Below are 13,795 nucleotides of genomic sequence, written 5' to 3'. Positions count from 1 at the left end.
CGGCACCCTCCGCGGGGCGGAGTCTCCTCCGCCGGCAGAGGGTGCCGTGTCGATGGCCGTGTACGCGAATGGATCAGGTGCCGGGCCACTCGCCGGTCGCGTTCTCCACGCTCTCGGCGCTCGCCCGGTCGATCGCCGCCTTCACCAGGCCGAAGATGGCGCCCTGGACGGCGGCGGCGAGCAGGACCTCGCCCCAGCCGTACTCCTTGGAGGTGGCCTGCGGGGCGTCATCCTTGCCGGCCATCAGCTTCCAGACCTGCTTGAAGATCAGGCTGGACAGGAAGCCGCCGGCCATGCCGGAGAGCGCGCCCACGGACCGGTAGGCGAGCTTCTTCACGACTGCTTCTTCCGCCGCAGCATCCGCCAGACGAGGAAGGCGCCGGCGGCCACCGCGGCGGTCGCCCACGGGCGGGTCCTGGCCTTGGTCACGACCTTGTCGGCGGCGTCGCGCATCTCGTCGGGCATCTGCGAACGCGCCTTGTCGGCGAGCTCTCCCGCCCGGCCGGCCAGGTCGCTGCTCTTGGCCTTGGCGGCCAGCTCGTTCGCCTTGTCGCCCGCCTTCACCGCGAACTCCCCGGCCATGTCCCCCGCCTTGACGGCCAGATCCCCGGCCTTCTCGCTCGCCTTGGCCGCGAGATCGCCGGCCTTCTCACCGGCTTTGGAAGCCAGCACCCCGGCCTTGTCGCCGGCGGTGGCCGCGAGGTCGCCCGCGTTCTTCTTCACCTCGGAGAGCGCGTACTGCGCGCGATCAGTGGTATTCGCCATGGTGTCCTCCTTTGCCGTGGCCCCTCAGCTACCCCTGCCGGAAGGGCTCTAACGGGGTTTCTGTGGCGGCACCAGCGAGTGACCGTCTCCGGCCATCGTCGAAGAAGCCCAGAACAGGCTGGACGGACCGGCGGGCCACAAAGGAAGAACCGGGGACGCCAGGAGCAAGCCCCGGGGCCGGACACGCGAACGGGCCCTCCCAGGGCAGGCGGGCCGGCGGATGTACACAACTCGGCGAGCGGAGCCGAACAGACCGGCGGCGCTCACCCGCCGGGAACGGGTTCACATGGCGCACCACCGGACGCGGGGGACATGCCGATATGGCGCGAACGGACGGCCGGCGCCGCCGAGTGCGGCGGCCGGCCGGACGTCCCCGTTCCATCGCGTGAAAGTGCTCCGCGTGCCCTCATCGTTCGAGCGGCATGGGCCGCCCGGCGGGTCAGCGGGCCTTGGCGGTCGCCTTGCGGTTGGCCTTCTTGATGGCGTCCACGAGCTGCTCCTTGTCCATCTTGGAACGGCCCTGGATGCCGAGGCGGGCGGCCACTTCGGCCAGGTGCTTCTTGCTGGCGTTGGCGTCGACGCCCTCCGCGGTCTTGCCCGGCTTCGGGGTGCTGCGCCGCGCCTGCGCGTCGGACGGCCCCTTCTTGCCCTTGGCCTCCCAGTGGTCGCCGACCTTCTCGAACGCGTGCTTCAGCGCCGCGAACGCCGTGCGGTGCGCCCGCTGCCCCTCGCCATAGGTCTCGACGGCCGAGTCATGGGCCTTGATCCACGTCTCCTGGGCCTTCTTCGGCGAGCGCTCAAGGGTCGACGGCAGTTCCTGCTTTCCCGGCATGATGTGTCCCTCCTTTGCCGCATCGGACCCGCTCGCTGGAACAAACCAGTACGTTCCCGGCAACACACCGCTCTCCCCGCCCGCCGCGAAGCTTTACCCGAATCGGGCGGGCCGTCGAACCGCTCCTGAGGGCCGGCTCACCCGCTCCACCAAGGTGGACGCCTTCCAGGCCACCCGGGCGCGGGGGCGGTGCCACGGTTCCGGCGGTCGTCCCAGCCGGCAGGCCCCGTCCGGACCCCAGGGTCAGACCATGGGGTCGTCGTAGCGCCGCTCCTCGTAGACCCGGGTGCGAGCGGTCTCGACCGGGGCCACCGGGTGCATCGGGTCGTCCACGGCGGTGGCGCGGGTGACCGCGGTGCGGCGGACGTTCGTCAGCCGCCAGATGCCGAACAGCAGGCCGGCGATACCGCCGAGCATCAGGATCACCCCGACGACGTTGATGTCGACGCCCGCGAGGTCGAACTCGACGGCCCAGGTGAGGATGGCACCGAGCATGATCAGGAAGATGCTTCCGGCTATGGTCATGAAAAGCCTCCTTCGCTCCTCGACCCCCCTTCTTTCCCGCACACGAATCTCAAACGTCGAACGCGGCGCAACCTCGGTGAACTCACCCTCCGGTGTGCGCCCGTGCCCGAGTGGCGCGGCGCTCGATCAGGGGCGGACGGCGCCGATCAGGCGGCCACGCCAGTAGGCGTCGAGGGAGACGACCTTCACCACGTCACCGGTGCGCGGGGCGTGGACCATCTTCCCCTCGCCCGCGTAGATGCCCATGTGCCCCAGGCCGTTGCTGAACAGCAGGTCGCCGGGCTGCGCGTCGTCCAGCGACACCCGGCGCTTCGCGCCCCAGGCCCACTGCTGGTAGGTGGTGCGGGGCAGCTTCACCCCGGCCGCGGCCCAGGACGCCTGGGCGAAGCCCGAGCAGTCGAACGACCCCGGCCCGGTGGCGCCCCAGCGGTACGGCTTGCCGACCTGCGCGTAGGCGAACCGCAGCGCGGCCCGCGCGTTGCCGGACGCGGGGCCGTCGTAACGGATGCCCTTGCTGGCGGGATTCCCCGGGTTGAACTCGTTGAGCCGCCGCAGCAGGCGTTCCTGCTCACCGACGAGTTTCTCCACGTCCTTCCGCTCCCGGGTCACCTCGGCGAGGACGTCCCCCATGTCGTCGTACGCGGTCTTGGCTGCGCCGCGCCTCTCCCGCAGGCCCCGCGTGGCGGCGTCGAACTCGCGCAGCGTACGCGCCTGCCCCTCCGACACCTGGCCGGCCACGGCCAGCGCGGACAGCAGCCCGGAGGGATCCTCCTGGCCGATGATCCCGGGCACGCTGCTCATCGCCCCGTACTGGTACATGTTGGCCGCCGCCGAGGCGACGCTGCGGCGCAGGTCGTCCACCTTCGCCCGCTCCCGGCCGAACTGGCCGTCGAGCCGCCGGTACTTCGCCCGTGCCGCCTTGTACCGCTCGGCCACGGTGTTGTAACGCTCGACCTTCGCGTCCGCCTGGTCCTGGAGCTTGGCGAGCCTGGCCCGCGCCTGGGCGATGGTCGGACGCGGTTCGGCCGCGGCGCCGCCCGCGCCGGCCAGCAGCACAACGGCGGCCAGCCCGGCGGCGGCCACCGGCACCAGTCCCTCGCGGACGCGACGCACCGGCACGAGAACCCCCTACTGAACGGCTTCCTGAACGGCCTGCACCGCGCCCGTGGCCCTTGGTACCGGTGGCCGGGCACGGCGATCGGCATCAGCAGGTACGCGCGATCACCCGCGCCGGTTCAGCCCGGCGGCGAGGAGATGTCGGATGCCGCGCACCCGGAGGCGGCGACCGGCGCAAACGCCCAGGACAGCAGACCAGGCCCACGGGAGACCGGGGATCGGACACGACCGGGAACGGCCGGAGACCGGCATGGGCGGAACGGGGGGAGCCGGGAGGGGCGGCTACGCGGGGGCGGCCTCGCCTACCTTGCCGGCCGCCACCTCCAGGTGGCGCGTGGTGTGCACGGCCCGCAGCATGCGCCGGTCGTGGGTGACCAGCAGCAGCGTGCCGGGATAGGAGGACAGGGCGGACTCCAGCTGCTCGATGGCCGGCAGGTCGAGGTGGTTGGTGGGCTCGTCCAGCACCAGCAGGTTCACGCCGCGCGCCTGGAGCAGGGCGAGCGCGGCCCGGGTGCGCTCCCCCGGCGACAGCGTGGCGGCCGGCCGCAGCACGTGCGCGGCCCTGAGCCCGAACTTCGCCAGCAGCGTGCGCACCTCCGCGGGCGGCATGGCGGGGACGGCGGCGCCGAACGCCTCCAGCAGAGGCTCGTCGCCGAAGAACATGCCGCGCGCCTGGTCGATCTCGCCGACCACCACCCCGGGGCCGAGCGCGGCGTGCCCCTGGTCCAGCGGCACCCGGCCGAGGATCGCCCCGAGCAGCGTCGACTTGCCCGAGCCGTTCGCCCCGGTGATCGCCACCCGCTCGGCCCAGCCGATCTGCAGGTCGACCGGCCCGAGGACGAAGCTCCCGCGGTCCACGACGGCGCCGCGCAGGGTGGCGACCACCGCGCCCGCCCTGGGCGCGGCGGCGATCTCCATGCGCAGCTCCCACTCCTTGCGCGGCTCCTCGACGACCTCCAGCCGCTCGATGAGGCGCTCGGTCTGCCGGGCCTTGGCTGCCTGCTTCTCGGTGGCCTCGCTGCGGAACTTGCGCCCGATCTTGTCGTTGTCGGTGGCCTTGCGGCGGGCGTTCTTCACGCCCTTCTCCATCCAGGCCCGCTGCGTGCGCGCCCGCGACTGGAGGTCCGCCCGCGTGTCGGCGTACTCCTCGTACTCGGCGCGGGCGTGCCGGCGGGCGACCTCGCGCTCGGCCAGGTACGACTCGTAGCCGCCGCCGTAGACGTTCACCTGCTGCTGGGGGAGGTCCAGCTCGACGACGCTGGTCACCGTCCTGGCCAGGAACTCCCGGTCGTGGCTGACCAGCACGGTGCCCGCGCGCAGCCCGGTCACGAAACGCTCCAGGCGGTCGAGCCCGTCCAGATCGAGGTCGTTGGTGGGCTCGTCCAGCAGGAAGACGTCGTACCGGCTCAGCAGCAGGGAGGCCATGCTCGCGCGGGCGGCCTGGCCACCGGACAGCGAGGTCATCTGCTGGTCGAGGCCGACGGCGAGGCCGAGCTCGGCGGCGACCTCCCCGGCCCGCTCGGTCAGGTCGGCGCCGCCGAGCGCGAGCCAGCGCTCCAGGGCGGCGGAGTAGGCGTCGTCGGCTCCGGGACGGCCCTCCACCAGTCCCTCGGTGGCGGCGTCCAGGTCGCGCTGGGCGGCCGCGACACCGGTGCGCCGTTCGAGGAACCGCGACACCGTCTCACCGGGTCTGCGCTCGGGCTCCTGCGGGAGATGACCGACCACCGCGGTGGGCGGGCTGAGCTGGACGGTGCCCTGTTCGGGGGCGACGAGGCCCGCGAGGATGCGCAGCAGGGTCGACTTGCCCGCGCCGTTCATCCCGACCAGCCCGATGACGTCACCGGGGGCGACGACCAGGTCCAGCCCGGAGAACAGCGCCCGGTCTCCGTGGCCGGCCGCGAGATCTTTGGCGACGATGGTGGCGGTCATGGCCAAACGCTATCCCGCCGCAGGGCACGCACCGTACGACACCTGCCGCCGCACCGCTCACCCCGATCGAGCACCGGGCCGCATCCGGGCCGGCCCCTGCTTCCCCTTCTCCTGCCCTGGCCGGGGTCCCCCCTGCCCGACCCCTACCTCCCTGGAACAGCCGTCGCCGGCCACGCGGAGGCGTTCCCGGGCGGGGGTGGCCCGGCTACGATCTCCGTGTGGTGATCGGAGGCGCGGGCGGCGGCAGCTTGATGGCGATCAGTGACCTGCACGTGGCGTACGCCGAGAACCGGCAGATCGTCGAGGAGCTGCGTCCCGAGTCGGACGACGACTGGCTGATCGTCGCTGGCGACGTGGGCGAGTTCGTCTCCGACATCGAGTGGGCGCTGACCGTGCTCAAGCGGCGCTTCGCGCAGGTCATCTGGACGCCGGGCAACCACGAGCTGTGGACGCCGAAGGACGACCCGGTGCAGTTGCGCGGCGCGGAGCGCTACCGCCATCTGGTGGGCATCTGCCGCCGCATCGGCGTCATCACCCCCGAAGATCCCTACGCCATCTGGACCGGGCACGGCGGGCCGGTGACGATCGTGCCGCTGTTCCTGCTGTACGACTACACCTTCCGGGCGCCGGGCACCTCCAAGCAGGAGGCGCTGGCGGCGGCGTACGAGGCCGGGGTGGTGTGCACGGACGAGTTCATGCTCCACCCGGACCCCTATCCGAGCCGGGACGCCTGGTGCCGGGCGCGTCTGCGCGAGACCGAGCGCCGCCTGGCCGACCGCGACCCGACGATGCCGACCGTGCTGGTCAACCATTTCCCGCTGGTGCGGCAGCCCACCGACGTGCTGCGCTACCCGCAGTTCGCGCAGTGGTGCGGCACGGTGGCGACCGCCGACTGGCACCTGCGCTACAACGCGGCGACCGTCGTCTACGGCCACCTGCACATCCCCCGCACCACCTGGTACGACGGGGTGCGGTTCCAGGAGGTCTCGCTGGGCTACCCGCGTGAGCGGCACGTGTACAAGCTGGACGGCATGGAGGCCCCCCGCCACGTCTTCCCCGACCTGTCCCCCGCCCCCGATCGGGCCTGAGCCCGGCCGTCCGGACATTTATCAACATGGTCAAGTAACGTTCGATTTACTCGTCGTTCGCGGGATTTCCGGCCGGGTAGATACGCCTATTGGCGTTCCAGACCGCGTCAGCGGAAGGGGGTCCTTGCGATGTTGACCGTTGGCCTGCTGGTACGCGTGCACGCCCGCCCCGGCAAGGAGGCGGAGATCGAGCAGTTCCTGCGCGACGGCCTCGGCCTCAGCGACGACGAGACCGACCCGCCCACCTGGTTCGCCCTGCGGATCAACTGCGCGACGTACGGGATCTTCAATGCCTGCACCAAGGACACCGAACGGCTGGCCTATCTGAACGGGCGCATCGCGGCGGCGCTCCTGGAGCGGGCCGACGAGTTGTTCGTCAGCCCGCCCACCATGGAACGCGTCGAGGTCCTCGCCGCCAAGCTCCCGGACGACCACATCGTCGCGTCGCACTGACCGCGGGCTCGTCGACACCATCCTGCTCGCCGTGGCCACGGCCGCCGCCCGGCGACGTGGCCGATCGGCGGCCGGGGTGGTGGATCAGGCGGTGGTCGTGGGCTGAATGCGCTCGGCGAGCCAGGCGAGCGACTCCGGGTAGCGGTAGTCGATGGCCCCGTGCCCGGCGTCGAACAGCTCGAAATTGATCACCGTCTCCGGCACACCGTGGGCGAGCAGCGCGTCCCGGAACGCCTCGGCCCCGATGTCCAGGTAGTACTCGTCCCGGGTGCCCGCGTCGATCCACACGGCGCGCATCGAACGCATGGCCTCGGCGTACTTCGGCACCATGCGCACCGGGTCCCAGTCGAGCCACCGCTGCCAGACCTCCGGCCGCAGCACCCCCGTGCGCGGGTCGAAGGGCAGCTCGGGCGTGCCGTCCTCGCGGGCCGAGAACGCCGCCGAGCAGCCGAGGACACCGAGCAGCGTGCCGTCCGCCGGGTCGGTGAACGCGGTGCGCTTGGCGAACGACTCCCACCAGCGGCCGATCTCGCCGTCATAGGACCGCAGGTGGCGCACGGCGGAGGCGAACTCCGGCAGGTAGCAGTACTCGTAGAGGCTGTCGCCCGCGTGGGTGGCGAAGGCGCCGAACAGGTCGGGACGCAGCATGGGCGTGATCATGGAGCCGAAGCCGCCGCTGGACTTACCGGTGATCGCGCGGTGGTCCCGGCCGGCGATCGTGCGGTAGTGCGCGTCGACCCACGGCACGATCTCGTCACAGAGATAGGAGTGGTAGCGGCCGGTGCCCGGCGAGTCGACGAACTGGCTGCCGCCGTACCCGGTCCACGCGTCCACGTAGACCATGATCACCGGCGGGGCCTCCTCGCGGGCGAAGACCTGGTCGGCCGCCTCGGGGAACGGCAGGCGGTACGGCGAGCGGTTGCGCCACATCGCCACATGCCCGGTGTACCCCTGGATCACGTACACCGATGGGTACCGCCGGTCAGGGTGGTCGTCGTAACCGGGCGGCACGTACACCCACAGCGGCCGCCGATGCGGGTCGTCCAAGGGATTCCCGCGCAGCAGCTCGCTGTCGAAGACGTGCTCGTCGAGACGTCCGGCAAGGTCAGCCTGCCAGGGCAACATGGCATCCTCCTTCGGCACCTATGCGTACCACGGAACACCCTCGCCCCGCCTCTGTGCACGCCCCGATACGGCACGCCCCGGCATGAGGCGGCCGTGCCGCGACTCACATATCAGCCGCTAGTTGGTCACAGAACGTAACAGATGCCCCACATGTGGACAAAGGTCACTACCATCTCCGAAGTGAGAGAAGTGCATCCTCCCTCCGACACCGCGGTGTTCGTCGACCACAGCGGCCGCCGCGCCCGGTTCCTGATGATCATCGGCATCGTGGCCGGCACCCTGCTGATCGCGTGCATGGCCATTCTGATCGGAGGGGCGTTCAGCGGCACTTCGCTCACCGTCATCGGCTGGCCGGGGGACGGTCCCCAAGCGCCGCAGGTCCCGCACATCACCCCATCCCGTTCACCCGCCGAGAGCCCTTCCGCCACGCCGCGTCCGGAGCGATCGACCAGGCCGACGGCCGGCGGCAGTCCCTCCCTCCGCCGCACGCCGACGGCCCACACGCCGACGCCCACCCCCCGGCGCACGATCAGGCCGACGCCCAGCGTCAGGCCGGACCCCACCGCCAGCGCCACACCCACCGAGCCGCCGGTGGACGATCCCACCGCGGAGCCCACGCCGAGCGAACCCGTCCCGCCGGGGAAGACGAAACAGCCTCCCGGTCTGGACCCGGACAAGACGCAGGGCCCGAAGAGATGAGCCCCGAGCTCACCGGCACCCGCACGTGGCCGGAGCCCAGGTGGCCCATCGCGCCCGAGTCCGCGGCGGCGCCCGCGCCACGCACGCCGCCACCGGGCGAAGGCGGCGCCCGCCGGAGGAGGTCTCCTCGCGCGGAGCCGCGAGGCCACTGGTTCCTCGTGGGCGTCCTGCTGCTGATCACCACCGGTGCCCTGGTCTTCAACGGATACGTGCACGGGGTCGGCGGCGAGGCGGCGGCCGTCGCCGCCCCCTCCGGTGAGCCGTCGGCCGACCTGCGGCGGGTCTGGAACGGCGGGCCGGTGCTCAACCTGAGCGGCCCCCGGCCCGAGAGCGCCCGGCCGCCCGCTCGCACGGTGGCGCTCACCTTCGACGACGGCCCGGACCCCCGGTGGACACCGCTGCTGCTGGACGTGCTGAAGCGGCACGGGGTCACGGCGACGTTCTTCATGGTCGGTTCCCGCATCGCCGAGAATCCCGGCCTGGTCCGGCGCGTGGTCGCCGAGGGGCACGAGATCGGCGACCACAGCTACGCCCACGCCGATCTGTCGCGCATCCCCCAGTGGCGGCTGCGCCTTGAGGTCTCGCTCACCCAGAAGGTGCTGGCCGGCGCCACCGGCCTGCACACCCGTCTGGTGCGCCCGCCGTACTCCGCACAACCCGGCGCGGTCACCGAGGAGCAACTGGGCACGCTGCGCACGCTCGGCGCAGCGGGCTACCTGGTGGCGCTGACCGACCTGGACACCAAGGACTGGGCCAGACCCGGGACCGGACGTATCGTCCAGGCCGCTCTGCCCCGGCGCGGCAGGGGCGCCGTGGTGATGCTGCACGACTCCGGCGGCGACCGCACGCAGACCGTCGCCGCCGTCGACCGGCTGCTCACCCTGCTCGCCGAGCGGCACTACCGGGTCACCACGCTGACCTCCGCCCTCGGCATGCCGTCCGCGCACACTCAGGCTCCCACGGGCGACCAGGTGATCGGGCTCGGCCTGGGCTTCGCCCAGCGCGCCTCCGCGTGGTTCGCGACCACCATGGCCTGGGTGCTGGCCGCCGCCGGGGTGCTCACCCTGGCCCGGCTGGTGTTCTTCCTGGTCCTCGCCTGGGTCCACGTGCAGCGGGCCCGAGGTGGACGGCGCCGGCTGGGCCGCGCGCCCGCGTGGGTGTTCCCGCCGCCGGTGAGCGTGATCGTGCCCGCCTACAACGAGGCCGCGGGCATCGAGGCGACCGTGCGGTCCCTGGTCGCCACCGACTATCCGGGGGTGATGGAGGTGATCGTGGTGGACGACGGATCGTCGGACGGCACGGCCGAGATCGCCGCCGCCCTGGGGCTGCCCGGCGTCCGGGTGATCAGGCGGCCGAACGGCGGCAAGCCCGCCGCCCTCAACACCGGCATCGCGCACGCCTCCCACGACATCCTCGTCATGGTGGACGGTGACACGGTCTTCGAGCCCGCGACCATCGGCCACCTCGTGCGCCCGCTCGCCGACCCCGGGGTCGGCGCGGTCAGCGGCAACACCAAGGTCGGCAACCGGCGCGGAATGATCGGCCGCTGGCAGCACATCGAGTACGTCGTCGGGTTCAACCTCGACCGCCGGGCCTTCGACCTGCTCGGCTGCATGCCCACCGTGCCCGGGGCGATCGGCGCGTTCCGCCGCACGGCGCTGGAGTCGGTGTCGGGGCTCAGCACCGACACGCTCGCCGAGGACACCGACCTGACCATGGCGATCTGCCGGACCGGCCTGCGGGTGGTGTACGAGGAGAACGCGCTGGCGTGGACGGAGGCGCCGACCTCGTTGCGGCAGCTCTGGCGTCAGCGGTACCGCTGGTGCTACGGCACGCTGCAGGCGATGTGGAAACATCGCCGCGCGGTCGCCGAGCCGGGACCGTTCGGGCGGCGCTGCCTGGGCTACCTGACGTTGTTCCAGGTGGTGCTGCCGCTGGTCGCGCCGGTCGTGGACATCATGGCCGTCTACAGCCTGCTCGTCGGCGACCCGCTGCCCGTGGTGGCGGTGTGGGCGGGCTTCGTGCTGGTGCAGGCGCTGACCGGGTGGTACGCGCTGCGGCTGGACCATGAGCGTGCCTCGGTGCTGTGGGTGCTGCCGCTCCAGCAGTTCGTCTACCGGCAGCTGATGTACCTGGTCGTCATCCAGTCGGTGGCGACGGCGGTGCTCGGAGTGCGGCTGCGGTGGCAGACGATCCGCCGCGAGGGCACGTTCGCGGCCGGCTCCGCCCCAGCGTCCTGACCCCGCTCCCGCCCGCGTGAGCCGGCCCAACGCCGCCTTGCGCCCATCAGGCATGATCGCCCGGGCCACTCTCGGGTCTCCCGGACCTACGCCGCCTCTCACCGTCCGCCGTTCGGCGTGACGCTTCTCCCGCCCTGAGCCGGGATCGCCGGCCGTCGCTTGACGCCGAGCAGGCCAGGGCGGGGTCTACGCATGCCCGCGCATGTACGGGCAGGTGCCGGTGCGGGCACCCGGAATACGCCGGAGTCACGACTTTGTTGACACGACCACATTTGCTGAGTAGCTTCTTCCACGCATCAACTATTGATGTGGCAACTTCTCTGTGCGACTCCCGGCACCCCCAGCCGGAGGCGCCACAGGCGTACCGAACAAGGGGATCGGACCACCATGACCAAGATCGCTATCATTCTCGGCAGCACCCGCCCGGGCCGTAACGGCGAGGCCGTCGCCAAGTGGGTTCTCGACATCGCCAAGCAGCGGAGCGACGCCGAGTTCGAGCTGGTCGACATCGCCGAGTACAACCTGCCCCACCTCGACGAGGCCATCCCGCCGTTGATGGGCCAGTACGCCAACGAGCACACCAAGGCGTGGGCGCGCACGATCGCCTCCTACGACGGCTTCGTGTTCGTCACCCCCGAGTACAACCACTCCACCTCGGGCGCGCTGAAGAACGCGATCGACTACCTGTTCGCCGAATGGAACGACAAGGCCGCCGGCTTCGTCGGCTACGGTTCGGTGGGCGGCGCGCGCGCCGTCGAGCACCTGCGGCTGATCATGGGCGAGCTCAAGGTCGCCGACGTCCGCGCCCAGGTCACCCTGTCGCTCGCCACCGACTTCGTGAACTACAGCCAGTTCGCCCCGGCCGAGTACCACACGCCGCTGGTCAACGCGATGCTCGACCAGGTCGTCGCCTGGAGCAAGGCGCTCGCCCCGCTGCGCCGGCCGGCCGCGGCCTGAGCCCTCGCGGGCGACCGGCGGCCGCACCGGCTTCCGCAGGCTCGCGGCCCCGCGAAACGCGGAGCCGCGCGATCTCGGGCCCTGTCCCGGCGATCGCCCGCGACAAGCTCCGCGAGACCCGCGCACGCGGTGAGTTCCGTGACATCCCCGGACCAACACGTCCGGGGATGTCACGTTTTAGTACCTACTGCCGTGCCGACCTGGGGCTCCGTCCCGGGAGCGGGCCCGGGACCACCGGCGCCCATCTCGATGATCTCCGGACCGCGTACCCTGCCCAGCAGAACCAACGCAAGGCAGGAGGCTTCCCCCATGGCCGAGGACCGCACCACCACGCCCGCCGGAACCGACATCCCGGACGTCCCGCCGGCCGCGGCGGAGTACGCGGAACGACCCGCGCCGCCGCGCATCAACACCTCCGTGCCACACTCGGCCCGCATCTGGAACTACCTGCTGGGCGGCAAGGACAACTACCACGTGGATCGCCTGGCCGGTGACCGAGTCGTCGAGGTCTTCCCCGGCATGCGGGACATCACCCGCCATTCACGCCACATGCTGACCCGCGCGGTCCGCTTCCTGGCCGGCGAGGCGGGCATCCGCCAGTTCCTGGACATCGGCACCGGGCTGCCCACCGAGGACAACACGCACGAGGTGGCCCAGCGGGTCGCCCCCGAGTCGCGCATCGTCTACGTGGACAACGACCCCCTGGTGCTCGTCCACGCCCAGGCACTGCTCACCAGCACCCCCGAGGGGAAGACCGACTACATCGAGGCCGACGTGCGCGACCCCGAGCGCATCCTGGCCGCCGCCGCCGAAACACTCGACTTCAGCCGGCCCACCGCGCTCATGCTGATGGGCATCCTCGGCCTGGTCGCCGACCACGACGAGGCCCGCTCGATCGTGACCCGGCTGATGGACGCGCTGCCCGCCGGCAGCTACCTGGCCCTCTACGACGGCGCCGACACCGACCCGGCGTACGTCGAAGCGCTGCGCCGGCACAACTCCGCGCCGGGTGTCGTGGCGTACACCCCGCGCAGCCCGGAGCTGATCGGGCGGTACTTCGACGGCCTGACCCTGCTGGAGCCCGGCATCACGTCGGTGTCCCACTGGCGTGCCGAGTCCGGCCCGTGGCCGGTGGCCGCCGAGGTCGCCTGCTTCGGCGGAGTCGCCCTGAAGTCCTGATCTAGTAGTCGTCCATGGTCCGCCCGGCGTCCCGCCGCGCGGACCATGGACGTCCCTGCGTCCCGGTGCGCCACGCGGTTCCGGCCGGGCCGGGAGACACCGCGATGGCAGCGGCGGCGGAAAACGCCAGGCGCACCAGCGTGCGGACCCCGGAAAGACGGCGTCAGGCCGGGGCGTACCTGCTTCGTACCGGTTTCAGCACTTTTCCGGCACTGACCTCGCCTTATGCTCTGCCCGGCTCCGGCCTGCCCGCGCGCGTCACCGTGCCCGGGCACGGCCGGGGGCCACGACCCGATCCGTGGTCCACCGGGAAGAGACGATGAAGACCTCCGAACCGCTTGCACCGACCGCCGGGCCGCAGAGGGATGCGGCGCACAGGCGGGAGACCCACCTCGGCCTCCTGGTGCGCGAGCACGAGAAGGCGCTGCTGGCCTACACCGAGAAGCTGCTGAACGACCACTACCTCGCCGAGGACATCGTGCAGGAGACGCTGGTCCGCGCCTGGCACAACGCCGATCGGCTGGTGGACTCCGAGGGGTCGGTGCGCGGCTGGCTGCTCACGGTGGCCCGCAACCTGGTGATCGACCGGTCCCGGAGCGGCTTCCACCGGCACGAGGTGACCGGCGCCGAGATGTTCGACGTGACGCAGCGCGACCACGCGGACGCGGTGGTGGCCTCGGTGACGGTGGCCGAGATGCTCGGCTCGCTGTCGGCCGAGCACCGGGACGTGCTCGTGCACACCTACCTGCGCGGCCGCACCATCAGGGAGGCGGCCGACGACCTGGGCATCCCGGTCGGCACGGCGAAGTCGCGCCAGCACTACGCGCTCAGCCATCTCAAGAAGTACGCACGCGCCAAGTGGCTGAAGGCCCGCGCCGCCTGACCCG

The 13,795-nt window shown here is 71.8% G+C and carries 14 protein-coding genes; 7 read left to right on the top strand and 7 right to left on the bottom strand.

Features of this window, described 5'->3' with window-relative positions; genetic code table 11:
- Positions 1-73: 73 nt before the first annotated feature.
- The 6 genes from IEY93_RS30870 to IEY93_RS30845 all read right to left on the bottom strand — a co-directional run bounded on the left by IEY93_RS30870 (position 74) and on the right by IEY93_RS30845 (position 5,167).
- The gene (locus IEY93_RS30870; RefSeq protein WP_189166675.1) at positions 74-337 is read right to left on the bottom strand and encodes a DUF4235 domain-containing protein; all 264 of its coding nucleotides are present in this window, start codon (positions 335-337) and stop codon (positions 74-76) included.
- Positions 334-765 (bottom strand): hypothetical protein, encoded by a 432-nt coding sequence (locus IEY93_RS30865; protein ID WP_189166674.1) that lies wholly within the window; start codon positions 763-765, stop codon positions 334-336. Before IEY93_RS30865 ends, IEY93_RS30870 begins: the two co-directional genes overlap by 4 nt.
- Positions 766-1,204: 439 nt before the next feature.
- Positions 1,205-1,597: a ChaB family protein gene (locus IEY93_RS30860; protein WP_189166673.1), complete on the bottom strand. Its 393-nt coding sequence runs from the start codon at positions 1,595-1,597 to the stop codon at positions 1,205-1,207.
- A gap of 243 nt (positions 1,598-1,840) precedes the next feature.
- Entirely contained in the window at positions 1,841-2,122 is a 282-nt protein-coding gene (locus tag IEY93_RS30855; protein ID WP_189166672.1) for a DUF6458 family protein, read from the bottom strand.
- A gap of 126 nt (positions 2,123-2,248) precedes the next feature.
- A complete protein-coding gene (locus IEY93_RS30850) occupies positions 2,249-3,241 on the bottom strand; it encodes a C40 family peptidase (protein WP_229691624.1) in 993 nt (330 codons plus the stop codon).
- Between the two features lie 279 nt (positions 3,242-3,520).
- Positions 3,521-5,167, bottom strand: coding sequence for an ABC-F family ATP-binding cassette domain-containing protein (locus IEY93_RS30845; protein WP_189166671.1), 1,647 nt, complete (start codon positions 5,165-5,167; stop codon positions 3,521-3,523).
- A 251-nt stretch (positions 5,168-5,418) separates the two neighbouring features.
- Between IEY93_RS30845 and IEY93_RS30840 the strand changes: the two genes are divergently transcribed.
- Together IEY93_RS30840 and IEY93_RS30835 are read left to right on the top strand one after the other, a co-directional pair.
- Positions 5,419-6,255 (top strand): metallophosphoesterase family protein, encoded by an 837-nt coding sequence (locus IEY93_RS30840; protein WP_189166701.1) that lies wholly within the window; start codon positions 5,419-5,421, stop codon positions 6,253-6,255.
- A 129-nt stretch (positions 6,256-6,384) separates the two neighbouring features.
- Positions 6,385-6,708, top strand: a complete 324-nt coding sequence (locus IEY93_RS30835; RefSeq protein WP_189166670.1) for an antibiotic biosynthesis monooxygenase — start codon at positions 6,385-6,387, stop codon at positions 6,706-6,708.
- An 84-nt stretch (positions 6,709-6,792) separates the two neighbouring features.
- On the opposite strand, the gene IEY93_RS30830 is transcribed toward IEY93_RS30835, so the two are convergent.
- On the bottom strand, positions 6,793-7,833 hold the full coding sequence (locus IEY93_RS30830; RefSeq protein ID WP_189166669.1) for an alpha/beta hydrolase: 1,041 nt from the start codon (positions 7,831-7,833) through the stop codon (positions 6,793-6,795).
- A gap of 180 nt (positions 7,834-8,013) precedes the next feature.
- On the opposite strand from IEY93_RS30830, the gene IEY93_RS30825 reads away from it, so the two are divergent.
- The 5 genes from IEY93_RS30825 to IEY93_RS30805 all read left to right on the top strand — a co-directional run bounded on the left by IEY93_RS30825 (position 8,014) and on the right by IEY93_RS30805 (position 13,791).
- A complete protein-coding gene (locus tag IEY93_RS30825; RefSeq protein WP_189166668.1) occupies positions 8,014-8,532 on the top strand; it encodes a hypothetical protein in 519 nt (172 codons plus the stop codon).
- Between the two features lie 158 nt (positions 8,533-8,690).
- On the top strand, positions 8,691-10,772 hold the full coding sequence (locus IEY93_RS30820) for a bifunctional polysaccharide deacetylase/glycosyltransferase family 2 protein (RefSeq protein ID WP_229691623.1): 2,082 nt from the start codon (positions 8,691-8,693) through the stop codon (positions 10,770-10,772).
- 387 nt (positions 10,773-11,159) lie between these two features.
- Positions 11,160-11,729, top strand: a complete 570-nt coding sequence (locus IEY93_RS30815; protein WP_189166666.1) for an NADPH-dependent FMN reductase — start codon at positions 11,160-11,162, stop codon at positions 11,727-11,729.
- 309 nt (positions 11,730-12,038) lie between these two features.
- Positions 12,039-12,908, top strand: a complete 870-nt coding sequence (locus tag IEY93_RS30810) for an SAM-dependent methyltransferase (RefSeq protein WP_189166665.1) — start codon at positions 12,039-12,041, stop codon at positions 12,906-12,908.
- Positions 12,909-13,227: 319 nt separating this feature from the next.
- A complete protein-coding gene (locus IEY93_RS30805; RefSeq protein WP_189166664.1) occupies positions 13,228-13,791 on the top strand; it encodes a sigma-70 family RNA polymerase sigma factor in 564 nt (187 codons plus the stop codon).
- Positions 13,792-13,795: the final 4 nt, after the last annotated feature.

The sequence above is a fragment of the Sphaerisporangium melleum genome (genome assembly GCF_014646695.1).
Classification (GTDB): domain Bacteria; phylum Actinomycetota; class Actinomycetes; order Streptosporangiales; family Streptosporangiaceae; genus Sphaerisporangium; species Sphaerisporangium melleum.
The sequence above is the reverse complement of the archived record's forward strand: the minus strand, read 5'-3'. Positions and strand labels throughout refer to the sequence as shown.